Here is a 24,415-nt window from a genome sequence, read left to right as displayed (position 1 = left end):
GCGCGGCAAGGGCGCGTTAATCGCGCGATTGTCGACCGGGTTACGCGCAGCGCGCCATAGCGTCGGACCGGAACCCGTGATGTTGGACGTTAGCCCCCATCCATACAGGTCACGCGCGCGAATTCAGCGAGCATGGCCGCCGCTGCCGTGTGCTGATTGATAATAGCGTAATCAACCGGTGTCAAATTACTCCCATCCGGCGCATCGGCTTCGATTCCTGGCTGGCGGAGCAGCCGTTTTACCAGGGCTGTATGGCCGAATAAGGCGGCGAGATGCAGCGGAGTGAATCCATCATTACGCCGCGCGTTAATGTTGATTCCCGGCGCGTTCAGTAAGTCATCGGCTATCAGCCCACAGCCTGTTTTTATTGCATAATGCAACGCCGTTTCTCCTTCGTGTTCCGTGATATTCGGATTTGCGCCGGCCGCTATCAACAGCTTGGCGATGAGATGGAAATGTTTGTGCGCCGCCCAATGCAACGGCGTACGACCAAGGTTATCGGCGAGATCAGGCTGTATTGACGGCATACTCAGCAGAACTTTGACAATGTCACTATGGCCTTGCATCACGGCGAAGCAAAGCGGCGTTATCCCTTGGCACTGCCTGACATTGATGCTGATATCCGGTACGGCCAGTAACCCGACGGCCGCGCCTTTGCGTCCGTAACAAGCGGCGTAGTGCAAAGGCGTAAATCCCAGGTTATCAGCAATATTCACATCCAAATGATCCACCAAGAGTAATCGCCTCAGAATGTGGTTGTGTTGTAGCGTTACGGCATAATGCAAAGGCGACGCGCCGTTGGTCTCCTTGACATTGACACTGTTCGTCATCCCGGGGGTTTTCAGAATGCGCGCTACCGCGTGGGCCCGACTATGAAGTACGGCGAAATGTAAAATCGAGAATCCGTTCGTGTCCTGAAGGTTGACATCAATACCCGGCGAGACCAAAAGTTTGTTCAAGATAGTGACTCGCGGTAGTGTCGCGGCGATATGCAACGGGGTTATGCCAATAGATGTTTCGAGGTTGACCTTGATGCCCTTTTTTCGCAAAAGCTGTTCGGTGATGTATTGTTGGCGAAACATGACGGCAAGATGCAGAGGCGTCATATTGTCCCGATTCTGCCGGTTAACATCGATATTCGGGTGAGAAAGCAGTAGATCGGTTATTTTGCGGCGACTGAATCTGGCCGCCAGATGCAACGCCGTATCACCCATACGGTTTTGCCGATTGATATCCAGCTCGACGTTCCTGATGAGAATTTTCAAAATCTGGGTATGGCCGTTTATAGCGGTCATATGCAGCGGTGTATCTTTTCCACGCTTACCGGCATTGATATCGATACCGGGTAATTTGGTAATTTTCTTAAAAATACCAGGATTGCCTTTAACCGCGGCATAATGTAAAAGAGTTCGCCCTCGTTTATCCGTACCCTTTGGATCAACATGATAATGCGACAGATATTTGTTCACCTGATTGATGTTGCCGTACAGGATGATTTCCATCAAAACCGATTTCCCGAAAATATCGTCTCGCAGACTTTCCAGCGGTAAATTGATTTTTTGGCAAAAACTCAGTAGTTGATTATTACCCGCCGCGATTTGGTTAAAAATTTTCCTGGTAATCTCACGTCGATCCTGACGTGAAACAATCCGTACCGCTTCCCGACAAAAATCCGGCGATATACTGGAAACTGCCACGATATCGGCGAAGTCCATTTTTTTCAGGATCATTTCTATAATCTCCTTTGGCAGATCCGTAAGCGTCGGCGTAAGGTTTTGCCGTGGATGTGCCTGCGTGGATTCGGCGGTCAGGGCCGTAGAGCCCAAAATGGCGGGGCGCCCGGCAATTGCCGAACTGTGGTCATTGTGCCGTGTCAGCGGTGAAACCGGCGGGTTGTTTACAGCGCTTAATCGTCTGGTTAATTCTGGGCCAGGGCCAGCCCTACCGTCGGAAGACAACGCTATATCATTGTTAATTGCCATGTGCGCCACAGGGCGGGGGGTCAAGTTCATTCAGCGGGGACCTTGTTCAAATACGTTATTCCATAGCGAGAATATAAAACCGGCCTTAAATTAGATATCATTGATTTTTTAAAGAGTAATTTATGCTTTTATTTAACAGCAAAGTTGTTATCAACAGTCGTTAAACGACAAGGCTCGAAGGGGTATGCCCCTATCTCAATTCGGGCATTACAAACACATCTTCGGCGGCGCTCCCGGCAATTTATTTCCACCATACCTACCGCCGCCTCTTTGCTGACCGTGTGTGCCCCCTTAAGCCACAGTATTGTCTATACTCCCGAGCATCATGAGAGACATCTCGTCTCTTACCTGGCGTCTATGGTAAATGGGCCAATGGGTGACGACGGAATGCCTTCTCATTCGCCGCCGCGTCGCGGCTGATATTATCTAGGGGGTATGCCGCTTTGACGTATTGCGGTATTTCTTCCCCGGAGGTCAATGCGGTTTGCGGCGGGAGGGGTATGGCATGCCGACAATACGGACACGGAATGACTTGGTCTGGAGCGCGAATATTCCAAAATGGTATCGTGCCGGCATGGGTATCGAAGAAAGATAGACGAGCCGTCGCGAGACGCTCCTTAACGGCACCCGCAGACGGTCGGCGCAGGGCGATTCACCGTATCAATAATCCCAGGTATCAGGATTGATGCCCATTTCACGCATCATCGCCTTGGCCTGTTCCGGGATTTCGTCATTGCGCTCTTTGCGAAGATCGTTATCGTCCGGCAACGGTTGTCCGGTAAAGGCATGCAGGAATGCCTCGCAGAGCAATTCGCTGTTGGTGGCGTGGCGTAAATTGTTAACCTGGCGCCGGGTTCGTTCGTCGGTCAGGATTTTCAGGACCTTAAGCGGAATAGATACCGTTATCTTTTTGACCTGTTCGCTTTTTTTACCATGTTCAGCATAAGGGCTGACATATTCGCCTTTCCATTCCGCCATGGGATACCTTAACTCTTATATAAAATGAATAATCTTCACCGAAAACGGGCTAATTATGCCTAAAATGCCGGTGGCTCACTACTCTGTACCCACCTGTTTTGCGACTTATCACCATTTCCTATCATAACGCCCTCGACCCGGCTCGCCGGGCGGGGTACAAGAGGTATACGATTTTAACACTTTAAAACCGCATAATTTTAGCTGTTATTTATACTTTGCTCAATCTACACGCAAAGAAGTTTAGATGTCCAGATGTATTGACGTCTATCGATGAGCGGTTTACTCTTTCAACTCCACTCTACAGCACTGACCAGGATGCGAGTAAATGACGCGCAAGCAGGCCACCATTTCCGTTCGCAGCGGACTCAACAATGACGAACAGTTCGGTTGCGTCGTCCCGCCGATCACCCTTTCCAGCACCTACAACTTTATCGATTTCAACCAACCTCGGGCTCACGACTATTCCCGGCGGGGCAATCCCACCCGGGATGTCGTACAACGCGCATTGGCTGAATTAGAGCAAGGCGCCGGCGCGGTGCTGACCAGTAGCGGCATGTCGGCCATTCATCTGGTCTGCACGGTATTTTTGCAACCCGGCGACTTGTTGGTGGCGCCCCATGACTGTTATGGCGGGAGTTATCGTTTGTTCGATAGTCTCGCTAAGCGCGGCGCCTATCGAGTTAAATTCGTTGATCAGGGCGATGCGCACGCGCTGACATCGGCCCTGGCCGAACGCCCTAAACTGGTGTTGATCGAAACGCCGAGCAATCCCTTGCTGCGCGTGGTGGATATCGCCGCCATTTGCCGCGCCGCGCATCAAGTCGGGGCGATATGCGTGGCGGATAACACCTTTCTCAGTCCGGCGCTGCAACAGCCGCTCACGTTGGGCGCGGATCTGGTGGTACATTCCTGCACCAAATACTTAAACGGCCACTCGGACGTGGTGGCCGGCGCGGTTATCGCCAAAGATGCGGCAATGGCCGCCGACTTGGCCTGGTGGGCCAATAATATCGGCGTGACCGGCGGCGCTTTTGATAGCTACTTGTTATTGCGGGGAATGCGCACCCTCAACCCGCGAATCAAACAACAACAGTCTAATGCGCAGGAAATACTGGCGTATTTACAGCAGCAACCACTGGTGAAAAAGCTGTATTATCCTGGCCTGCCGGGCAATCCCGGCCACGACATCGCTGCTCGCCAGCAAATGGGGTTCGGCGCCATGCTGAGTTTTGAACTGGATGGCGATGAAGCCGCTTTGCGGCGCTTTTTATCCGGGCTGGAATTGTTCACGTTGGCTGAATCGCTGGGCGGCGTAGAAAGCTTGATCTCCCATGCGGCCACCATGACCCATGCCGGCATGGCGGCGCCAGCGCGGGCTGCGGCAGGCATCGGCGAAACGCTGTTGCGCCTGTCGGTGGGTATCGAGGACAGCCAGGATTTAATAGCCGATTTGGAAAATGGTTTCCAGGCGGCCGGTAAGAGGTAAGTATGAGTGCTTTAGGGACGGTTGGCGCCCCCGCCGGACGACAACTGCATAAATTCGGCGGTAGCAGTCTGGCGGACGCAAAATGTTATCAACGGGTCGCGGGCATCATGGCCGATTACAGTCGGCCCGGCGACGTCATGGTCGTTTCCGCGGCGGGCAGCACCACCAACCAACTGATAAGCTGGCTCAAACTGAGCCAGACCGATAGGCTTTCCGCCCATCAGGTGCAGCAGACATTGCGCCGCTACCAGCAACAGCTGATAACCGACCTGTTGCCGGCGCCGCAGGCGGACGAGTTGGTCGCCGGGTTTATTGGCGATCTGGAGCGCCTGGCGGCGTTGCTGGACGGTAAAATCACCGATGCGGTTTATGCCGAAGTGGTTGGCCACGGTGAAATCTGGTCGGCCCGCCTGATGGCGGCGGTGCTTAATCGGCAGGATATGGATGCGGTCTGGCTCGACGCCCGTGATTTTCTCAGGGCTGAACATGCCGCACAGCCACAGGTGGATGAGGAGCGTTCCCGGCCTTTGCTGCGGCAGCTATTAAGCCGGTATCCCAATCAACGGCTGGTGGTCACCGGCTTCATCTGCCGCAATCAAGCGGGAGACACCGTGCTGCTGGGCCGCAACGGCAGCGATTATTCAGCCACTCAGATCGGCGCGTTGGCGGGCGTCTCGCGCGTGACCATTTGGAGCGACGTGGCCGGGGTTTACAGCGCCGATCCGCGTAAGGTCAAGGATGCCTGCCTGCTGCCGCTGCTGCGGCTGGATGAAGCCAGCGAACTGGCGCGCCTGGCGGCGCCGGTGCTGCATGCGCGCACTCTGCAACCGGTGTCCGGCAGCGATATCGATTTAATGCTGCGGTGCAGTTATCAGCCGGAACAAGGCTCAACCCGCATTGAGCGTGTATTGGCTTCCGGCACCGGCGCCAAGATCGTCACCAGCCACGACGATGTCTGCCTGATCGAATTGACGGTTTCGCCGCAATACGATTTCAATCAGGCCTTGAAAGATATCGAACTGGCGCTCAAGCCGGCGCAGCTCAAGCCGCTGGCGACGGGCATTCACCGTGATCGCCGGCTAATCCAGCTTTGCTATACCTCCGAGCTGGCCGCCAGTGTCTACCAATTGCTGGAACCGGCGCATTTGCCGGGACAACTGGCGCTGCGGGAGGGGTTGGCGCTGGTGGCCATGGTGGGCGCGGGGGTAACGCGCAATCCGCTGCATTGCCATCGTTTTTACCAACAACTGAAATATCAACCCATCGAATTTGTCTGGCAATCCGAAGAGGGCATCAGCCTGGTGGCGGTCTTGCGGGTAGGACCCACAGAACATATGATTCAAGGCCTGCACGCTTCGCTGTTTCGCGCTGAAAAACGAATCGGTCTGATGTTGTTCGGTAAAGGCAATATTGGTTCGCGCTGGTTGGAATTATTTGCCCGTGAACAGGAAAGCCTGTCGGCCCGGACCGGTTTTGAATTTATCCTGAGCGGCGTCATCGACAGCGAGCGCAGCCTGCTTAATTATGACGGCTTGAATGCCAGCCGCGCCCTGGCTTTTTTCGGCGACGAAGCCGTTGCGCAGGATCCTGAGGATCTGTTCCTCTGGATGCGCGCCCATCCTTATGACGATCTGGTGGTGCTGGATGTGACGGCCAGCGAGGAACTGGCGGATCAATATCTGGATTTCGCCAGCTACGGCTTCCATGTCATCAGCGCCAACAAGCTGGCCGGGGCTTCCCACGGCGACAAGTATCGGCAAATCCGCGACGCTTTCGCCAAAACCGGTCGGTATTGGTTATATAACGCCACAGTGGGCGCCGGGCTGCCGGTCAATCATACGGTGCGTGATTTACGGGACAGCGGCGACAGTATCTTGTCCATCAGCGGTATTTTCTCCGGTACACTCTCTTGGCTGTTTTTGCAGTTTGATGGCACGGTGCCGTTTACCGAACTGGTGGAACAGGCCTGGCAACAAGGTCTGACGGAACCCGATCCCCGGGTCGACTTGTCCGGCAAGGATGTCATGCGCAAGCTGGTGATCCTGGCGCGGGAGGCGGGCTATGACATCGAGCCTAGTCAGGTGCGTGTGGAAACGCTGGTCCCGGCGGGATGCGACGAAGGCACGGTGGATCATTTCTTCGAAAACGGCCAAGACCTCAACGAACAGATGTTGCGTCGCCTGGAAGCGGCCAACGAGATGGGGCTGGTGCTGCGATATGTCGCCCGTTTCGACGCCAATGGCAAAGCCCGGGTAGGGGTGGAAGCGGTGCGCACGGATCATCCGCTGGCGGCGTTGCTGCCCTGTGACAACGTTTTCGCCATTGAGAGCCGGTGGTATCGGGACAATCCCCTGGTGATTCGTGGGCCGGGGGCCGGACGTGACGTGACCGCCGGCGCCATTCAATCGGATTTAAACCGTCTGGCGCAACTGCTCTGATCCCCGCCAACTGCGCGGTCGGCTTCATAAAACCCGTTCTCGGCGGTTGCCGGAATGGGTTTCTCACGCCACGATCGACAATGAATTTATTTCATTATCGATGAAAAGAAATCCGTACCGCTTGCAATGATTATATTGACTGAGAGAGGAAATTCGGTCATTTTCTTTTGGACGTCTAAACGTATAGATGCTTATTTTTGATGACCCACACCCAGCCGTGTCAAGAGGAAAAGGTATGAGTTTTTTCCACGCCAATCAGCGGGAGGCACTGAATCAGAACCTTGTCGAATTGCAAGGGCGGATAAACGTGTCTTTCGAGTTTTTCCCGCCGCGTACCAGTGAAATGGAACAAACGCTATGGCATTCCATCGATCGTCTCAGCAGCCTGAAGCCGACGTTCGTCTCGGTAACCTACGGCGCCAACTCCGGCGAGCGGAATCGCACTCATACCATTATCAAGGAAATCAAGGAGCGTACCGGGCTTGAGTCCGCGCCCCATCTGACCTGTATCGACGCAACCCTCGAGGAACTGCGGCTGATAGCCGAAGACTACTGGCAAAGTGGTATTCGCCATATTGTGGCGCTGCGCGGCGATTTGCCGCCCGGCGGCGGCAAGCCGGCGATGTACGCCGTCGATCTGGTGGCGCTCCTGCGTAAAGTCGGTGATTTTGATATCTCCGTGGCCGCGTATCCCGAAGTGCATCCCGAGGCCAAAAGCGCGCAGGCGGATTTGATCAACCTGAAGAAAAAAGTCGAGGCCGGCGCCAATCGTGCCATTACCCAGTTCTTTTTTGATGTGGAAAGCTACCTGCGCTTTCGCGATCGTTGCGTCGCCGCCGGCATCGAAACCGAAATTGTGCCGGGAATATTGCCCGTTTCAAATTTCAAGCAAATGCAACGCTTCGCCGCCATGACTAACGTGAAAGTGCCGAACTGGATGACCCGCATGTTCGAGGGACTGGATAACGATCCGGAAACCCGCCAGTTGGTTGGGGCCTCCATCGCAATGGATATGGTGAAAATTCTCAGTCGCGAGGGTGTTAAGGATTTTCATTTTTATACCCTGAACCGGGCCGATTTGACCTACGCCATTTGTCACAGCCTGGGCGTTAGGCCGCAAAGCGCCGCTGCCGATCGGCCATCCCCCGCCCAGGGCTGAAGCGCGCCCATCTCGCGGCTAACCGGCGCCGTTGATTGACGCAGGCGTGGCCATCCCCTGGCATTGAAAAACGGCGCCGCGTCGTTTCATGTGGACACTGCGCCGTTTTGTCCGTGCTAGCCGGTATTACGCATCCCGGCCGCCACGCCGGCAATGGTGACCATCAATGCTTGTTCAACCCGCGGATCCGGGTGCGCCTGCTGACGCGAACGGTGCAACAATTCGGCCTGCAACACGTTGAGAGGATCGGTATAGACATTGCGCAGGGCGATGGATTCGGCGATCCACGGCAAATCAGCCATCAAATGATCATCATTGGCGATATCCAGCACCACCCGGATATCCTGTTCCAACTGATCACGCAATTGTTTACCCAACGGCCATAATTTTTCTTCAACCAACCGCTGATCATAATATTCGGCCAGCCACAAATCGGCCTTGGCGAACACCATTTCCAGCATACCGATTCGGGTGGAAAAAAACGGCCAGTCACGGCACATGGTTTCCAGCTGATCCTGCTTGCCGCCATCAACGACTTTTTGCAGCGCGGCCCCCGCTCCGAGCCAGGCCGGCAGCATCAGACGGTTTTGCGTCCAGGCGAAAATCCAGGGAATGGCGCGCAGACTTTCCACACCGCCATTGGGCCGCCGTTTGGCCGGCCGCGAACCGAGCGGCAATTTGCCCAATTCCAGCTCCGGGGTTGCCGAACGGAAATAGGGAACGAAATCCGGCATCTCGCGCACATAGCCGCGATACATATCGCAGGAAACCACGGCCAATTCATCCATTAATTCCCGCCATTCCCGCCTGGGTTCCGGCGGCGGCAACAAATTGGCTTCCAAAATGGCGCCGGTGTAAAGCGCCAGACTGCTGATGGCGACTTCCGGCAGGCCCAGCTTAAAGCGGATCATCTCGCCTTGTTCCGTCACCCGTAAACCGCCTTTAAGGCTTCCCGGCGGCTGCGACAGCAACGCGGCATGGGCCGGCGCGCCGCCGCGGCCGATGGAACCGCCGCGGCCATGAAACAATGTCAGGGCGATGCCGGCTTTCTCGCAGGTATGGATCAGGGCTTCCTGCGCGCGATACTGTGCCCAGGACGCCGCCATAACGCCGGCATCCTTGGCCGAATCGGAATAGCCGATCATGACCATCTGCCGGCCCTGGATAAAACCGCGGTACCAGTCGATGCTGAGCAGTTGTTTCATGACATCGTCGGCGTTATTCAGATCTTCCAAGGTTTCAAACAGCGGCGCGACCGGTAAGGCGAACTGGCAGCCGGCCTCTTTTAACAGTAAGTGCACCGCCAGAACGTCGGAGGGCATCCGCGCCATAGAAATGACATAAGCCGCGATAGAGCCTTGCGGCGCATCGGCGATCACCCGACAAGTGTCCAGGACTTCGTCGGTTTCCTCGCTGAGCTGGTAATGGCGCGGCAGCAATGGACGTTTCGAATTCAGTTCGCGGATCAAAAAGGCCTGCTTATCCGATTCGGACCAGCTTTCATAATCGCCAAGCCCCAGATAACGGGTAATTTCGCTCAAGGCTTCGGTGTGCCGGGTGCTTTCCTGGCGCACGTCGATTCGCACCAGTTGTATCCCGAAACACTTGATTCGCCGCAGCGTATCGAGTAACTGACCATCGGCGATGATATTCATGCCGCAGGATTTCAACGAGCGGTAACAGGTATACAGTGGTTGCCAAAGTTGATCATTGTCTTCCAACAAGTTGTCGGGCTTGACGACATGCTCTCCCTTAAGTCGCGCGTTAAGCCAGTTCTGCGTGCTGATAAGCTGTGCGCGTAAACCTTTGACCACGGCGCGATAAGGTTCCAGCACGGCATTTCCCCCGGCCAGGGCCTGCAATTCCGGCGTACATTCGGTCATGGACAGCTCTGAAACCAGCACTTGCATATCGCGCAAAAACAGGTCGGCGGCTTTCCAGCGACTGAGCAGCAATACCCGGCGGGTAATGCCGGCGGTGACATTGGGGTTACCGTCGCGGTCGCCGCCCATCCAGGACGTAAAACGGATCGGCACATTATCGACCGGCAGACTAAAGCCGAAGACATCTTGCAACTGTTCGTTCAGTTCGCGCAGATATTGCGGTACGCCTTCCCACAGGCTGTTTTCCACATTGGCGAAGCCCCATTTCGCTTCGTCCACCGGCGAAGGCCGATTGTGGCGGATTTCGTCGGTATGCCAATACTGGGCGATGAGTTGGCGCAGGCGGCGCATAATCTGCTGGCGTTCATATTCCGCCAGATCGCTGTGGTCCAACTGCTTAAGGCAATTATTGACCTCCACCAGCATATGGATCAGCGTACGCCGGGCGATTTCGGTGGGATGGGCGGTCAATACCAGTTCGATTGACAAAGACTCCACCGCCGCGCGGATGGCTTTATCATCCAGCGCTCGGTTTTCTTTCAGGCGGGCGAAGACCTTGCCCAAGCCCTCCGGATTATTCAGGGCCTCGCCATGGGGGGAAATGGTGTGAAACTGCTCCGCGGTATTGGTCAGATTAAGAAACTGGCTGAAGGCGCGCGCCACCGGCAGTAATTCGTCGTTGGACAAATTCTGCAGCGTTGAGAGTAATTCCTGGCGATGCGTTTCACTGCCCGCCCGGGAAGCTTTGGAAAGTTTACGGATGGTTTCCACTTTATCCAGAATATTCTCGCCCATCGCATCTTTAATAGTATCGCCCAGCAGCTTGCCGAGCATACTGACATTGCTTCGCATTGCCGAATATTGTTCGTTCATAAGGACCCTGATCCAACTTGCCTGAAAATTTGTTTCACACGGTTGATGTTCATCACCCACCGCTATCTAGCCATTTCTCGGTTGATTCGTCAAATGACATCATTTCACACGATAAAACCGCATGTTTACGGTAATTCGTGAAAGTTAATTACATTTCCCCACTATAAGAAATACTTATTATTTTGGACGAAAATGCCGCCCTGCGGGCGAATTCACCCGCAACCGGAACGCTTGTCCGGGCGGCAACGGCACAAACGGTTCTTATTACAGGCAGAAATGTTGAATTACCTGGGATAGTAGCTGTCGCGTCGGTTTAATATAGGCGGTATCGAGATATTCGTCTGGCTGGTGCGCCTGGTTAATGGAGCCGGGACCTAACACCAGCGTCGGACAAAGCTGCTGAATAAAGGGCGCTTCGGTACAGTAATTCACGATCTCGGTCTTGGTTTTCAGCAGGTTTTCCACCACTTGCACCAAGGCGCCGTCCGGCGGGCATTCATAACCGGGAATGGGCGGATGGAGCGCCGCGATGGTCAATCTTCCCGGCCAGCGTTCGCTGACTGGCGCCAACGCTTCCGCCAGCAAACCGTTGAGATCGTCTAACGTCAGTCCCGGCAAGGGCCGAATATCCATGTGCAGCTCGCAGCAGCCGCAAATGCGATTGGCGGCATCGCCGCCATGAATATGGCCGAGATTCATGGTTGGGTACGGGATGACAAAAGACGGATGGTGATAGCGTTGCTGCAGCGTATTGCGCAACGTCAGCAAATGGGAAATGGCTTCGTGCATCAGTTCGATAGCATTGACGCCCAGGGTCGGGTCGCTGGAATGGCCGGACTGGCCCATGATACGGATGGCATTGGACATATGGCCTTTGTGCGCTCTGACAGGCTGTAGGGACGTGGGTTCGCCGATAATGGCGCAATCAGGGCGCAGTAAGCTGGACTGAGCGAAATAACTGGCGCCCGCCATGGTGGTTTCTTCATCGGCGGTTGCCAAGACATACAGTGGTTTTTGCAGCTTGGCGGCATCGATATTCCGCAGGCTGTCAAGGATAAAGGCGAAAAAACCCTTCATGTCCGCGGTCCCCAACCCGTACAAGCGGTTATCCTGCTCGGTCAGGGTGAAAGGGTCGCGGGTCCAGCGGCCCTGATCGAACGGTACGGTATCGGTGTGGCCTGTCAGAAGCAGACCGCCCGTACCGCTGCCGAGACTGGCCAGCATATTGTATTTGTTGCGCGTGCCGGGCACCGGCTGGATCTCGACCTTGAAACCCAACAGGCCAAACCAATCCGCCAGCAAATTGATTAATGTCTGGTTGCTTTGGTCAAGAGCGGGTTCGGTGGCGCTGATGGACGGTGTGGCGATCAGGGCGCGGTACAGCTCGAGAAAAGGGGGGAGTTTCGTCATCACTGTTGACAGCCTTAAGTTGCAATAGCATCAATATTCATGCAATAATTATGAATAAAAATACACTAACGTTGAGCTCGAAGTAAACGGATACCTAACAGACTACTACGCTTGGCTCCGCGGGTGAACAGAGAATAGCTGCCTACGAGCCCTTCTCGTTGTTAACGTTAATCAATAAGGTATACAAACGACATGCTGAATACGCTGATCGTCGGTGCCAGCGGTTACGCCGGCGCCGAACTCGCGGCCTATCTAAACCGTCACCCGCACATCAACATCGCCGCTCTGGCGGTTTCGGCGCAAAGCAGCGATGCCGGAAAACGGCTTTCCGATCTCCATCCGCAACTCAAAGGTATTGTGGATTTGCCGCTGCAACCCCTCGGCGATGTCGAGGCATTGGCGAAAACCGTTGATGTGGTTTTCCTCGCCACGGCCCATGAGGTCAGTCACGATCTGGCGCCGGTCTTTCTGGCGGCCGGCTGCGTCGTGTTTGATCTCTCCGGCGCTTTTCGGGTCAACCAGGCCGAGTTCTACAGCCGGTATTATGGATTTGAACATCAACATGGCGATTGGCTGGCCAAAGCGGTGTACGGCTTGGCGGAATGGCAGGGCGAGGCGTTGCAGCAGGCGCAATTAATAGCGGTTCCCGGCTGTTATCCGACCGCGTCGCAACTGGCACTGAAACCGCTGGTGCAAAGCGGCTTGCTTGATGAAGGGCAATGGCCGGTCATCAATGCGGTCAGCGGCGTCAGCGGCGCTGGACGCAAAGCGTCTTTGACCACCAGTTTCTGCGAGGTCAGCCTGCAACCCTATGGTATCTTTACCCATCGGCATCAGCCGGAGATTTCCGCCCATTTGGGTATTCCGGTGATCTTCACCCCGCATCTCGGCAATTTCCCACGCGGTATTTTGGCGACCATCACTTGTCGCCTGAAAAAAGGTGTTACGACGGAAGATGTGGCGGAGTGCTACCATAATGCCTACCACGACAAGCCATTGGTGAGATTATATGACAAAGGCGTTCCCGCGCTGAAGGCTGTGGTGGGGCTTCCGTTTTGCGATATCGGCTTTGCCATGCAGGACGATCATCTGATCGTCGTGGCCGCCGAGGATAATCTCTTGAAGGGGGCGGCGGCACAGGCGGTACAATGCGCCAATATCCGGTTTGGTTACCCCCAGACCCTTTCGCTTCTGTAAAACGGTAGACAACGAGGCAAAAAAAAATAATGAATCCGTTAATCGTGAAACTCGGCGGCGTGTTGCTTGATAGCGAGGAAGCGCTGGAAAGACTGTTCACTGCTTTAGAAACTTATCGTGCCCAGTATCGGCGCCCTATGGCCATTGTGCATGGCGGCGGCTGCCTGGTGGACGAGTTGATGAAAAAACTGGCGCTGCCGGTAAAAAAAATCGACGGTTTACGCGTCACCCCGGCGGACCAAATTGATATTATTACCGGCGCGTTGGCAGGCACGGCCAACAAGACGCTGCTTGCCTGGGCCAAAAAGCATGATATTGCGGCGGTAGGGTTGTGCCTGGGCGACGGCGACAGCGTCGGCGTGACGCCGTTGGATGCCAAATTCGGCCATGTGGGTAAGGCTGAGCCTGGGTCGCCGGCGTTGTTAAACACCCTAATGGATGCGGGTTATCTGCCGGTGGTAAGCTCTATCGGCATCACCGCCGAAGGCGAATTGATGAATGTCAACGCCGACCAGGCGGCCACCGCCTTGGCGGAAACCCTTGGCGCCGATTTGATTCTGCTGTCCGATGTCAGCGGCATTCTCGACGGTAAAGGTCAGCGTATTGCTGAAATGACCGCGCGAAAAGCGGAACAGCTTATCGCGCAGGGCATCATTACCGAAGGCATGGTGGTAAAAGTGCATGCGGCGCTGGATGCCGCCCGCACGTTGGGTAGACCGGTGGATATCGCCAGTTGGCGCCATGCCGATCAGTTACCCGCCCTATTCAACGGCGCGGCCATCGGCACCCGCATACTGGCCTGAGGGCCGGTCCCGTCCGGCGTGAACCGGACGGGTCGTTTCATATTCAATGGCGCGGCGCGACGGCCGCGGTGCGGCAAGCGACAGCGAAGGGAGTGACATATGGCATTATGGGGCGGACGTTTCAGCCAGGCGGCCGATCAGCGTTTCAAGCAATTTAACGATTCGTTGCGGTTCGATTATCGGCTGGCCGAGCAGGATCTCATCGGTTCGGTAGCCTGGTCCAAGGCGCTGGTGAGCGTGGGCGTGTTGACCGAGGATGAGCAGCTTCGGCTTGAGGAAGCGCTCTCGTTCATTCTGGAAGAGGTCCGCGCGGCGCCACAGGCCATTCTGACCAGCGATGCGGAAGATATTCACAGCTGGGTGGAACAGCGGCTCATTGATAAAGTCGGTCAACTGGGCAAAAAGCTGCACACTGGGCGAAGCCGCAATGATCAGGTGGCGACCGACCTGAAATTGTGGTGCAAGATGCAGGCCTCCGACCTGCTGACGGCGGTACGCCAGCTACAACAGGCATTGATCGACACCGCCCGCGGCGCCCAGGACGCGGTCATGCCCGGCTACACTCATCTGCAACGCGCCCAGCCGGTCACCTTCGCCCATTGGTGCCTGGCCTATGTCGAAATGCTGGCGCGCGACGAGAGCCGTTTGCGCGATACATTGCGGCGCCTGGATGTGAGCCCCCTGGGCTGCGGCGCGCTGGCCGGCACCGCCTACCCCATTAACCGCGAGCAGTTGGCCGACTGGCTGGGATTCGCCTCGGCGACCCGCAACAGTCTGGATAGCGTTTCTGATCGCGATCATGTGCTGGAATTGCTTTCCGATGCCGCCATCGGCATGGTTCATTTGTCGCGCTTCGCGGAAGATCTGATTTTCTTTAATACCGGCGAGGCGGCGTTCGTTGAGCTATCTGATCGCGTCACCTCCGGTTCGTCCTTAATGCCGCAAAAGAAAAACCCGGACGCGCTGGAATTGATTCGCGGCAAAAGCGGCCGGGTGCAGGGCGCCCTCACCGGTATGATGATGACGCTCAAAGGGTTGCCGCTGGCGTATAACAAAGATATGCAAGAGGACAAAGAAGGGTTGTTCGACGCATTGGACACCTGGTTGGATTGTCTGCATATGGCGGCGTTGGTGCTGGACGGCCTGAAAATCAACGAGGTACGTTGTCGCGAAGCGGCGCAACAGGGCTATGCCAACGCCACTGAACTGGCGGATTACCTGGTGGCCAAAGGGGTGCCTTTCCGCGAAGCGCATCATATCGTCGGCGAGGCGGTTGTGGAAGCCATCCGGCTTGGGGTCGCGTTAGAGGAACTTCCCCTGGCGGTGCTGCAAACGTTCAGCGACGTCGTCGATAAAGACGTCTACCCGGTGCTTTCGCTGCAATCTTGCCTGGATAAGCGTTCCGCCAAAGGCGGCGTCGCACCGGAACAGGTGGCGTCGGCCATGGATGAGGCGCAACGCCGTCTCGATTCCCTATAAGCCTGGTACGGCCGGTATCGCCGGCCGTCAAGCCCTTTCACAGATGTCTTGCCCCATTGCCGTTGATATGCCGTGTTCCCATCCACACTCGCGCTAGGGTGGGCGGCTGTCATGGCGGGATGACATGCCACTATTCCCAGAAAAACGTTCCGTCCGTCGGCCAAGGGCTTGTGGAGATAATTAAGATTATCTATTGATAGGGATAATCGTTAATTGCTATTCTATCTATCGACGCGAACTATCGCGGTAAGGAGGATGTCAATGAATATTCGCGATCTGGAATATCTGGTGGCGCTGGCTGAACATCGTCATTTCCGACGAGCCGCCGATGCCAGTCATGTCAGCCAGCCCACGCTGAGCGGCCAAATACGCAAATTGGAAGATGAATTAGGCGTTATGCTGCTGGAACGCACCAGCCGCAAGGTATTGTTCACCCAGGCGGGTTTATTGCTGGTGGAGCAAGCCAGGACTATCCTGCGCGAGGTGAAGATTTTGCGCGAAATGGCCAGCCAGCAGGGAGAATCCATGTCCGGGCCGTTGCATATTGGCTTGATCCCGACCGTGGGACCTTACCTGCTCCCCCATATCATTCCGACCTTGCATGAAACTTTTCCCAAACTGGAAATGTATTTGCACGAAGCGCAAACCGGTCAACTATTGATGCAATTGGATAGCGGCAAACTGGATTGCGCCATCCTGGCGCTGGTAAAGGAAACGGAAGCCTTTATCGAAATTCCCCTGTTTGATGAGCCGATGCAACTGGCTGTTTATACCAGCCATCCATGGGCGAATCGCGATCGGGTTCCCATGTCGGATTTGTCCGGCGAAAAATTACTCATGCTGGAAGACGGGCATTGTCTGCGGGACCAGGCCCTGGGCTTTTGTTTTGAAGCCGGCGCCGACGAGGATACGCATTTTCGCGCCACCAGTCTTGAGACTCTGCGCAACATGGTGGCCGCCGGCAGCGGCATTACGCTATTACCCGCCCTGGCCATCCCCCATGAGCGCAAGCGTGACGGCGTATGCTATTTACCCTGCTATAAACCGGAACCCAAACGGACCGTCGCGCTGGTCTACCGTCCCGGCTCGCCGTTGCGGGCGCGCTATGAACAATTGGCCGAATCCATTCGCACCCATATGCAGGCCTACATGAATGCCGACGCGCTAAAAGAGGCGGTTTAAGCCATTGAGCGCCGCGACTCGATAAGCCTCCGCCATGGTGGGGTAGTTAAAGGTGGTATTCACGAAATATTCCAGGGTATTGCCTTCGCCTTTTTGCTCCATGATGGCCTGGCCGATATGAATAATCTCGGCGGCGCGTTCGCCGAAGCAGTGGATACCCAGTATCTGTTTGGTATCCCGGTGAAACAGGATTTTCAGACTGCCGACGTTCATACCGACAATCTGCGCCCGGGCCAAATGCTTGAATTGCGCCCGTCCGACTTCATAGGGCACTTTCAGCATGGTTAGGGCTTGCTCCGTCTGGCCGACGGAACTGATCTCCGGAATAGTATAAATCCCGGTGGGAATATTCTCGATAAGCTGGACGTTGGCTTGACCCTTAATGATAACCTGGGCGGCTATCCGGCCCTGATCGTAGGCCGCTGAGGCCAGACTCGGGTAACCGATGACATCGCCGACGGCATAGATATGCGTCAGCGCGGTTTGGTACATGCTGTTGACTTTGATAAGTCCCCGTCCGTCGGCTTCAAGACCGATATTCTCCAGCGCCAGCGAATCGGTGTTGCCGGTGCGTCCGTTGGCATACAGCAGGCAGTCGGCGCGCATTCTCTTGCCCGAGCGGAAATGCACCTCCACGCCCTGATCGGTGCCCTCAATCTTTTCATATTCCTCGTTATGGCGGATCACCACGCCGTTTTCCCAGAAATGATAGGACAGCGCGTCAGACATCTCCTGATCAAGAAACGCCAGCAGCCGATCACGGGTATTGATTAAATCCACCTTGACATTCATACCGCGGAAAATCGAAGCGTATTCACAACCGATAACCCCGGCGCCGTAAATAATCACATGCGACGGATCGTGTTTTAGGTCAAGGATGGAATCGCTATCGTATATCCGCGGATGATCGAAATCGACGTCGGCCGGATGATAAGGACGGGAACCGCACGCGATGACGATATGCGCCGCGCTGAGTAATTCAACGGTATTGTCCGGATAACGCACTTTCACCGTATGGGCATCGACGAAGCTGGCGTCACCGATAATGATCTTGCAATGATTGCGCTCGTAAAATCCTTGTCGCATTCGGGTCTGCTGTTTTATGACGGTGTCCGCGTGATGGAGAATATCCGCGAAACTGGCCCTTGGCAGTTGGGAGTTGCCGCTATAAAGCGGATTTTGATTAAATTCGATGATCCGGCTGACGGCCTGGCGCAGCGCTTTGGAAGGAATGGTCCCCCAATGAGTGCAACCGCCGCCGACGTTATCATAACGTTCGATGACCGCAACCCGGGCGCCCTGCTTGGTCAATCCCATGGCGGCGCCTTCGCCGCCGGGGCCGGAACCGATGATAATGGCATCATAGTCGTAATGTGGTTGCATGCGATTAAACCTGTTCTAGAACAATATTACAACGTTAATGTAACATTGTAGCGCGGTTAACCCAATTCTTAATGGGTTTTTGTTAATCAAGTTATTACAGGATACGGATTTGACGGGAGTTTTACGATTTTTCAGAGATTGTATCAACGCGGTTGCAACAAATTTTGTTATAGTAGGTTTTTATGGTTTATGGGCTGGACAGAAAAATGGGCGTCAGAGCGCAACAAAAAGAGCGGACCCGGCGTTCCCTTATAGAAGCGGCGTTTAGTCAGCTCAGCGCAGAGCGCAGCTTCGCCAGTCTGAGCTTGCGGGAAGTCGCTCGCGAGGCCGGTATCGCTCCCACCTCCTTTTATCGCCATTTTCGCGATGTGGACGAACTCGGCCTGACCATGGTGGACGAAAGCGGCCTGATGTTGCGGCAATTAATGCGCCAGGCCCGTCAGCGCATTGCCAAGGGCGGCAGCGTTATCCGCACCTCGGTTTCCACGTTTATGGAATTCATCGGCAACAACCCCAATGCCTTCCGCTTGTTGTTGCGGGAGCGCTCAGGCACGTCCAGTGCTTTCCGCGCCGCCGTAGCGCGTGAAATTCAACATTTCATTGCGGAACTTGCCGATTACCTTGAAATCGAAAACCATATGCCGCGCAGTTTTACCGAGGCGCAGGCCGAGGCTATGGTTATCATTGTTTTTAACGCCGGCGCGGAAGCGCTGGATCTTAATGCCGGCCAGCGCCGTGAACTGGAAGAACGCCTTGTTTTACAATTGCGTATGATTTCGAAGGGGGCGTTTTACTGGTATCGTCGGGAACAAGAAAAGGCGGCCGCGCTTTCGCTCGACGTAAGCCGTTAATCAAGGGCGGCGGTCAAGGCAAGCCACGGGGCGGGCGGCTTGGACACGTTGGTAAAGTAGGTCAGTAAGACGGATGATTGCTATGACGAACAAGACTCTCGGAGAACAAGGCACCCTGATCCTGGCGCTGATCGCCGGTTTGGCGCTTAATGGCTCTTTTGCGGCCATATTCAGTTCCGTGGTGCCTTTTTCCATCTTCCCCCTCATATCCCTGGTCCTGGCCGTGTATAGCCTGCATTATCATTACCAGGATCGCGCCATGCCGGAGGGATTCCCGTCCCTGGCCGCCGCCAGTTTTCTGCTTGGCCTGCTGCTCTATAGCGCCATCATCCGGGCTGAATATCCGGTCATCGGCTCCAATTTCGTGCCGGCTATCCTGGCGGTAATCCTGGTGTTCTGGATCGGCCGCAAGTTGAAACACCTCAAACGCGACAGACAAGACGGCGATTAATGCCTCGCGGCCGTCAATGCCATCGTTCATTCTTGTTTTTTCGTCCGTTTCCCGTGACCAAACCCCTGCGGCGACGTCCGCATCGCCGGTCGTTTTTCTCGTTTCAATGCCGGTTTGGCGATCAAGGTTATTTGCTGGCGTTTTTGCACCGGCGCATGCGGATGATACGGCACGCGCCGGCCTGTGCCGCGAATTAGCAGGGTGACGGACGCGATCAGGACCGCGATGGATTATCGTGGGCATTCAACAGGACGCCGCATTCCATGTGTGGCGTATAGGGGAACTGATCGAACAGCGCCAGACGCTCTATGCGGTGTGTCTTGGTCAGTGCCGCCAAGTTACGGCATAAGGATTCCGGATTGCAGGAAATATAGAGAATTCGGGGATATGCCTGCACCATCCGCACTGTCTCGTCATCCAATCCACTGCGCGGCGGATCGACAAAAACGGTTTCGCAGCGATAGCCGGCCAAATCGACGTCTTTTAGCCGGTTGAAATCACGATCGCCGCGCATCGCCTGGGTAAACTCCTCGGCCGACATGCGGATAACCTGTACGTTATCGATATGATTGACGGCGATATTGTGTAATGCCGCCTCAACCGAGGGTTTAGCGATCTCCGTCGCCAGTACCCGGTCGAAATGACAAGCCAGCGCCAGGGAGAAATTGCCGTTGCCGCAATACAGCTCCAGTAAATCCCCTTGCGCGCCATCGGTTACGGACAAAGCCCATTCCAGCATATGAATGTTGACGGCCGCATTGGGTTGGGTGAAGCTGTTTTCGACCTGCCGGTATACCAGTTCTCGTCCGGCCACCGGTAACCGTTCATCGACATAATCCCGGTCCAGGCAAATCTTGGTTTTCGCCGCCCGACCAATTAAATCCACCCGGAAACCCTGGGCGCGCAAGTCGTCCCGCAACGCCGCGGCGGCGGCGCGCCATTCCTCATCCAGCGGGCGGTGATAAATAAGCGTGATCACCGCTTCGCCGCTCAGGGTAGTGAGATAATCGAGCTGGAAAAGCTTATCGCGCAGAAGCGGAGCGGAACGCAGCTTCGCCATCATGGCCCTCATCAGTTCATTAATAAGCTTGCTGCCAGCGGTGAAATCATCGACACGTATCCGTTGTTTGGTCGTCGGATCGAACATGATGTGATAGAGGTCCTGATCTTCATGCCAAACCCGGAATTCCGCGCGCATTCGATAATGTCGGGCCGGGGAGGGATGGATTTCCGCTTCCGGCGCGCGAAATATCCCCATCATGGTTTTCAGCCGCGTAATCTTCTCGGTCAGTTGTCGCTCGTAGCTGTCGGTTGGCGGCGTTTCGTTATCCATGATGTTTCCCGTCATTATCTTCTATTGCCCAAATTGGGGGATTTTAGGGGATAAAGCCGCGAAGTCCAGTGCTGTCGTGCAATACAGCGCTGATTGCTTACCTGGTCGTTTTATCGGTATAGACGGCATCCACTTCGCCCGGTTATTTCGTCAGCGACGCTTTTGCCGCCGCGAAGCGGGTCTATTTCTCGAGAATTTAAAAACTTAGCCAATGAGTTCTATGGACATCAATATGACAGTAAATGTAGGATGATTTTCCGGCCTCCGAGGAGTTAAAAGGGAATCCAGTGCAAAGCTGGAGCTGACGCGCAGCGGTAAGGGGAAATCACGGCGATTGCAAAAAGCAGACACTGTCTTTGGACGGGAAGTCATCGCCTGGTGTGACAACACATCCCAAGCCCGAAGACCTGCCGGTATATCGTCGCAACATCCTGTTTATCGCGTGCTATCAAACATGGAGTCTGCGGCATCCTGTGTATTTATCGGATGCTATATCAATGTTCAACTATAAAAAAATCATACTGGCGGCATTATCCGCCACGGCGTTTTCTGGGTGGGCGCAAGACAATAACGCGCAAAATGATAATGGCGAAGCCCTCATCGTTTCGGCCAATCGCTTTCCGCAACCCATATCCTCGGTGCTGGCGCCCACCAGTGTCGTGACGCGGGAAGATATTGTACGTGGCCAAATCACCTCGGTGGCTGAGGCATTGAGTCGCCTGCCCGGCGTTGATATCGCGCAAAACGGCGGATTGGGACAACAAACATCGCTGTTTATCCGCGGGACCAATTCCAGCCATGCGCTGGTCTTGATTGACGGCGTAAGGTTAAACCAGGCGGGAATTTCCGGTTCGGTCGATCTTAGCCAAATTCCCCTGTCGCTGGTGCAGCGCATCGAGTACATCCGCGGTCCGCGTTCGGCGGTGTATGGATCGGATGCCATCGGCGGCGTGATCAATATCATTACCACGCGCGAACATCCTGGCACGACCCTGAGCGCCGGCATGGGGTCGCACGGCTACCAATCCTATGACGGCTCGACCCAGCAGCGCCTGGGCGAAAACACCGTCGCCACGGTGGCCGGCAACTATACTTATACCCGTGGTTTTGATGTCAAAGCGAATCTGCCCGACAATTATGGCGATCCGGCCCAACCGGATCGCGACGGATTTATGAGCAAAACCCTTTATGCCGCCGTCGACCATATTTTCAGCGATCGATTTTCCGGTTACGCACGGACCTATGGTTTTGACAATCGTACCGCCTACGACGGCGACTATAGCTATAGCGACCCAAATCATCCCGATGCCTTGCTGGATACCCGTCAACTCTATAGCCGTACCTATGATACCGGCTTGCGTTTTCGCGAAGGGGGTTATGCGTCGCAACTGTCGTTTAGTTATAATCACACCAAGGATTATAACTATGATCCCAAATACGGTCCTTATTCCGACTCGGCAACCTTGGACGATTCCGACCAATATAACGTGCAATGGGGCAATACCCTGCGGATTGCGCACGGTACCGCCAGTGCCGGCCTGGATTGGCAAAAGCAGACCACCGAACCCGGCACTGATTACCTCACTGACGGTCATGAACAGCGCAATACCGGGATTTATGCCACAACCCAGCAATTATTCGGCCCGGTAACGTTGGAGGGCGCGGTGCGAGGTGATGACAATTCGCAATTCGGTTGGCATGGAACCTGGCAAACCAGCGCCGCATGGGAATTTATCGAGGGTTACCGGTTAATCGGCTCATACGGCACGGCATACAAGGCGCCGAACCTTGGCCAATTGTACAGCGCCTATTATGGCAACGCCAACCTGGATCCGGAGGAGAGTAAACAATGGGAAGGCGGTGTGGAAGGACTGACCGGGCCGCTGGACTGGCGTATTTCGGCTTATCGCAATGATATTGATAATCTCATCGACTACGACACCGCCAGCCAAACTTACCAGAATGTCGGCAAAGCCCGCATCAAGGGCGTTGAATGGACGGGGTCATGGGATACCGGGCCATTGCGTCACCGGCTCACGCTTGAATACCTGGATGCCAGGGATGCCCGGACGGATGAGATTCTTGTCCGTCGCGCCAAGCAACAGGTGAAATATCAATTGGACTGGCAAGTGGCGCAAATCGATTGGTCACTGAATTATCGTTATCTTGGCCAGCGTTATGACACCGATTACAATAGTAATGAAACGGTGAAGATGGGCGGCGTCAGTTTATGGGACATCGCAGCGTCGTATCCGCTCACCCCTCATCTTACGGTTCATGGTAGAATAGCCAATCTGTTCGATAAAAATTACGAGACAGTTTATGGCTACCAAACAGCCGGACGAGAGTTTTATTTCACGGGAACCTATACTTTCTGACGGTAGCGAGACAAAACAGCCCACTATTCTGATTTTTGACTCGGGAGTGGGCGGTTTGTCCATTTATAACGAGGTCAGGGAATTATTGCCGGATCCTCACTATATCTATGCTTTTGACAATGAGGCATTCCCTTACGGCGAGAAGCCCGAGGCGTTTATTATTGAACGGGTGGTAGAAATCGTGGCCGCGGTACAATCGCGACATCCACTGGATATGGTGATAGTCGCCTGTAATACCGCCAGCACCATTTCTTTGCCCGCGCTGCGCGAGCGCTTTTCCTGTCCTATCGTCGGCGTGGTGCCGGCGATCAAGCCCGCGGCAAAACTGACGCGTAACGGTATCGTGGGACTTTTGGCCACGCGCGCCACGGTGCAGCGTTCTTATACACATGATCTCATTGCCAAGTTTGCCGGCGATTGCCGGATCATTACCCTGGGATCCGCCGAGTTGGTCGAGCTGGCCGAAGCTAAACTCCATGGCGAAAGCATCGATCTTCCCGTACTGCAAAAAGTCCTACGTCCCTGGCTGAGATTGGCCGAACCCCCTGACACGGTCGTCCTGGGTTGTACCCATTTCCCTCTTCTGGCGCAAGAGCTCAAGGCCGTTTTACCGGACGGGACTCGGCTGGTGGATTCAGGGGAGGCCATTGCAAAGCGTGCGGCCTGGCTAATCGCCCATGATATTGTCGGCAGCGGTTCGATGGATGGCAATAAGGCGTACTGTCTCCTGAATTCGCCACAGTCCACGGCATTGCTGCCGGTTTTGCGCCGTTACGGCTTTTTTTCGCTGGAAAGATTATCTTTGCCCACCTCGCTTTGAGCAATATTTCGACTTTCAGTCAAAAAAATGCAATAAAGCCTTGCCACCTTGGTGGAAGGCCCTATAATGCGCCTCCACCGACCGGTATTACGCAGTTAAGCGCGCCGGGTTGGGAAGAATTTCAAGTGATCAACCCTGTGTACAGTACGATTGAATCTTGCTGTGACTGATTGAATTAAAAGCTTGACTCTTCAAGGGGAAAGCGTATTATACGCAACCCGCGCCAGGTGAGATTGACAGGCTTCGGCGCACGCTCTTTAACAAGTTATCAGACAATCTGTGTGGGCACTCGCAAGACCTATAGATTCACAAAATCAAGTCTTGAAGAG

The 24,415-nt window shown here is 55.0% G+C and carries 17 protein-coding genes and 1 riboswitch; of the genes, 11 read left to right on the top strand and 6 right to left on the bottom strand.

What is annotated here, in order from left to right; genetic code table 11:
* Nucleotides 1–89: 89 nt before the first annotated feature.
* Nucleotides 90–1,730 (bottom strand): ankyrin repeat domain-containing protein, encoded by a 1,641-nt coding sequence (locus FCN80_RS21555; protein WP_170975484.1) that lies wholly within the window; start codon nucleotides 1,728–1,730, stop codon nucleotides 90–92.
* Between the two features lie 912 nt (nucleotides 1,731–2,642).
* Nucleotides 2,643–2,960, bottom strand: a complete 318-nt coding sequence (gene metJ / locus FCN80_RS21550) for a met regulon transcriptional regulator MetJ (RefSeq protein WP_136992410.1) — start codon at nucleotides 2,958–2,960, stop codon at nucleotides 2,643–2,645.
* A 325-nt stretch (nucleotides 2,961–3,285) separates the two neighbouring features.
* On the opposite strand from metJ, the gene metB reads away from it, so the two are divergent.
* The 3 genes from metB to metF all read left to right on the top strand — a co-directional run bounded on the left by metB (nucleotide 3,286) and on the right by metF (nucleotide 8,043).
* Nucleotides 3,286–4,446, top strand: a complete 1,161-nt coding sequence (gene metB / locus FCN80_RS21545) for a cystathionine gamma-synthase (RefSeq protein WP_136992409.1) — start codon at nucleotides 3,286–3,288, stop codon at nucleotides 4,444–4,446.
* A 2-nt stretch (nucleotides 4,447–4,448) separates the two neighbouring features.
* Nucleotides 4,449–6,884 carry a bifunctional aspartate kinase/homoserine dehydrogenase II gene (locus FCN80_RS21540; protein WP_136992408.1) on the top strand — a complete coding sequence of 812 codons (2,436 nt, stop codon included), beginning with the start codon at nucleotides 4,449–4,451 and terminating at the stop codon, nucleotides 6,882–6,884.
* Nucleotides 6,885–7,119: 235 nt separating this feature from the next.
* Nucleotides 7,120–8,043: a methylenetetrahydrofolate reductase gene (metF, locus tag FCN80_RS21535; RefSeq protein ID WP_136992407.1), complete on the top strand. Its 924-nt coding sequence runs from the start codon at nucleotides 7,120–7,122 to the stop codon at nucleotides 8,041–8,043.
* Between the two features lie 116 nt (nucleotides 8,044–8,159).
* On the opposite strand, the gene ppc is transcribed toward metF, so the two are convergent.
* Both ppc and argE read right to left on the bottom strand, forming a co-directional pair.
* Complete coding sequence (ppc, locus tag FCN80_RS21530; protein WP_136992406.1) at nucleotides 8,160–10,799, bottom strand: phosphoenolpyruvate carboxylase; 2,640 nt, start codon at nucleotides 10,797–10,799, stop codon at nucleotides 8,160–8,162.
* 264 nt (nucleotides 10,800–11,063) lie between these two features.
* The gene (argE, locus tag FCN80_RS21525) at nucleotides 11,064–12,209 is read right to left on the bottom strand and encodes an acetylornithine deacetylase (protein WP_230492848.1); all 1,146 of its coding nucleotides are present in this window, start codon (nucleotides 12,207–12,209) and stop codon (nucleotides 11,064–11,066) included.
* A gap of 192 nt (nucleotides 12,210–12,401) precedes the next feature.
* Between argE and argC the strand changes: the two genes are divergently transcribed.
* The 4 genes from argC (at nucleotide 12,402) to oxyR (ending at nucleotide 16,870) form a co-directional block, all read left to right on the top strand.
* The gene (gene argC, locus FCN80_RS21520; RefSeq protein ID WP_136992404.1) at nucleotides 12,402–13,406 is read left to right on the top strand and encodes an N-acetyl-gamma-glutamyl-phosphate reductase; all 1,005 of its coding nucleotides are present in this window, start codon (nucleotides 12,402–12,404) and stop codon (nucleotides 13,404–13,406) included.
* Nucleotides 13,407–13,435: 29 nt separating this feature from the next.
* A complete protein-coding gene (gene argB, locus FCN80_RS21515) occupies nucleotides 13,436–14,209 on the top strand; it encodes an acetylglutamate kinase (RefSeq protein WP_136992403.1) in 774 nt (257 codons plus the stop codon).
* A 99-nt stretch (nucleotides 14,210–14,308) separates the two neighbouring features.
* Nucleotides 14,309–15,688 carry an argininosuccinate lyase gene (gene argH, locus FCN80_RS21510; protein ID WP_136992402.1) on the top strand — a complete coding sequence of 460 codons (1,380 nt, stop codon included), beginning with the start codon at nucleotides 14,309–14,311 and terminating at the stop codon, nucleotides 15,686–15,688.
* A 261-nt stretch (nucleotides 15,689–15,949) separates the two neighbouring features.
* Nucleotides 15,950–16,870: a DNA-binding transcriptional regulator OxyR gene (oxyR, locus tag FCN80_RS21505; RefSeq protein ID WP_136992401.1), complete on the top strand. Its 921-nt coding sequence runs from the start codon at nucleotides 15,950–15,952 to the stop codon at nucleotides 16,868–16,870.
* Here oxyR and sthA read toward each other — a convergent pair.
* On the bottom strand, nucleotides 16,853–18,253 hold the full coding sequence (sthA, locus tag FCN80_RS21500) for a Si-specific NAD(P)(+) transhydrogenase (RefSeq protein ID WP_136992400.1): 1,401 nt from the start codon (nucleotides 18,251–18,253) through the stop codon (nucleotides 16,853–16,855). The genes oxyR and sthA overlap by 18 nt on opposite strands.
* A 206-nt stretch (nucleotides 18,254–18,459) precedes the next feature.
* Between sthA and fabR the strand changes: the two genes are divergently transcribed.
* Both fabR and FCN80_RS21490 read left to right on the top strand, forming a co-directional pair.
* Complete coding sequence (gene fabR / locus FCN80_RS21495) at nucleotides 18,460–19,104, top strand: HTH-type transcriptional repressor FabR (protein WP_136992399.1); 645 nt, start codon at nucleotides 18,460–18,462, stop codon at nucleotides 19,102–19,104.
* 82 nt (nucleotides 19,105–19,186) lie between these two features.
* Complete coding sequence (locus tag FCN80_RS21490) at nucleotides 19,187–19,555, top strand: YijD family membrane protein (RefSeq protein WP_136992398.1); 369 nt, start codon at nucleotides 19,187–19,189, stop codon at nucleotides 19,553–19,555.
* Between the two features lie 214 nt (nucleotides 19,556–19,769).
* Here the strand turns inward: FCN80_RS21490 and trmA are convergent, their stop codons facing one another.
* Entirely contained in the window at nucleotides 19,770–20,888 is a 1,119-nt protein-coding gene (trmA, locus tag FCN80_RS21485; RefSeq protein WP_170975483.1) for a tRNA (uridine(54)-C5)-methyltransferase TrmA, read from the bottom strand.
* A gap of 241 nt (nucleotides 20,889–21,129) precedes the next feature.
* A riboswitch (cobalamin riboswitch) is annotated at nucleotides 21,130–21,317 on the top strand.
* A 68-nt stretch (nucleotides 21,318–21,385) separates the two neighbouring features.
* Between trmA and btuB the strand changes: the two genes are divergently transcribed.
* Both btuB and murI read left to right on the top strand, forming a co-directional pair.
* The gene (btuB, locus tag FCN80_RS21480; RefSeq protein ID WP_136992396.1) at nucleotides 21,386–23,266 is read left to right on the top strand and encodes a TonB-dependent vitamin B12 receptor BtuB; all 1,881 of its coding nucleotides are present in this window, start codon (nucleotides 21,386–21,388) and stop codon (nucleotides 23,264–23,266) included.
* Nucleotides 23,211–24,086, top strand: coding sequence for a glutamate racemase (murI, locus tag FCN80_RS21475; protein ID WP_136992395.1), 876 nt, complete (start codon nucleotides 23,211–23,213; stop codon nucleotides 24,084–24,086). Before btuB ends, murI begins: the two co-directional genes overlap by 56 nt.
* Nucleotides 24,087–24,415 lie beyond the last annotated feature (329 nt).

The sequence above is a fragment of the Martelella alba genome, assembly GCF_005217455.1.
Classification (GTDB): domain Bacteria; phylum Pseudomonadota; class Gammaproteobacteria; order Enterobacterales; family Enterobacteriaceae; genus Acerihabitans.
Note: the sequence above shows the minus strand (reverse complement) of the source record. Positions and strands in the feature narration are given on the sequence as shown.

What these genes read in the sequence shown, in the direction of transcription:
- FCN80_RS21555 (WP_170975484.1), bottom strand. Translation starts at nt 1,730, where the DNA reads ATGATCCTGAAAAAAATGGACTTCGCCGATATCGTGGCAGTTTCCAGT.
- metJ (WP_136992410.1), bottom strand. Translation starts at nt 2,960, where the DNA reads ATGGCGGAATGGAAAGGCGAATATGTCAGCCCTTATGCTGAACATGGT.
- metB (WP_136992409.1), top strand. Translation starts at nt 3,286, where the DNA reads ATGACGCGCAAGCAGGCCACCATTTCCGTTCGCAGCGGACTCAACAAT.
- FCN80_RS21540 (WP_136992408.1), top strand. Translation starts at nt 4,449, where the DNA reads ATGAGTGCTTTAGGGACGGTTGGCGCCCCCGCCGGACGACAACTGCAT.
- metF (WP_136992407.1), top strand. Translation starts at nt 7,120, where the DNA reads ATGAGTTTTTTCCACGCCAATCAGCGGGAGGCACTGAATCAGAACCTT.
- ppc (WP_136992406.1), bottom strand. Translation starts at nt 10,799, where the DNA reads ATGAACGAACAATATTCGGCAATGCGAAGCAATGTCAGTATGCTCGGC.
- argE (WP_230492848.1), bottom strand. Translation starts at nt 12,209, where the DNA reads ATGACGAAACTCCCCCCTTTTCTCGAGCTGTACCGCGCCCTGATCGCC.
- argC (WP_136992404.1), top strand. Translation starts at nt 12,402, where the DNA reads ATGCTGAATACGCTGATCGTCGGTGCCAGCGGTTACGCCGGCGCCGAA.
- argB (WP_136992403.1), top strand. Translation starts at nt 13,436, where the DNA reads ATGAATCCGTTAATCGTGAAACTCGGCGGCGTGTTGCTTGATAGCGAG.
- argH (WP_136992402.1), top strand. Translation starts at nt 14,309, where the DNA reads ATGGCATTATGGGGCGGACGTTTCAGCCAGGCGGCCGATCAGCGTTTC.
- oxyR (WP_136992401.1), top strand. Translation starts at nt 15,950, where the DNA reads ATGAATATTCGCGATCTGGAATATCTGGTGGCGCTGGCTGAACATCGT.
- sthA (WP_136992400.1), bottom strand. Translation starts at nt 18,253, where the DNA reads ATGCAACCACATTACGACTATGATGCCATTATCATCGGTTCCGGCCCC.
- fabR (WP_136992399.1), top strand. Translation starts at nt 18,460, where the DNA reads ATGGGCGTCAGAGCGCAACAAAAAGAGCGGACCCGGCGTTCCCTTATA.
- FCN80_RS21490 (WP_136992398.1), top strand. Translation starts at nt 19,187, where the DNA reads ATGACGAACAAGACTCTCGGAGAACAAGGCACCCTGATCCTGGCGCTG.
- trmA (WP_170975483.1), bottom strand. Translation starts at nt 20,888, where the DNA reads ATGGATAACGAAACGCCGCCAACCGACAGCTACGAGCGACAACTGACC.
- btuB (WP_136992396.1), top strand. Translation starts at nt 21,386, where the DNA reads ATGTTCAACTATAAAAAAATCATACTGGCGGCATTATCCGCCACGGCG.
- murI (WP_136992395.1), top strand. Translation starts at nt 23,211, where the DNA reads ATGGCTACCAAACAGCCGGACGAGAGTTTTATTTCACGGGAACCTATA.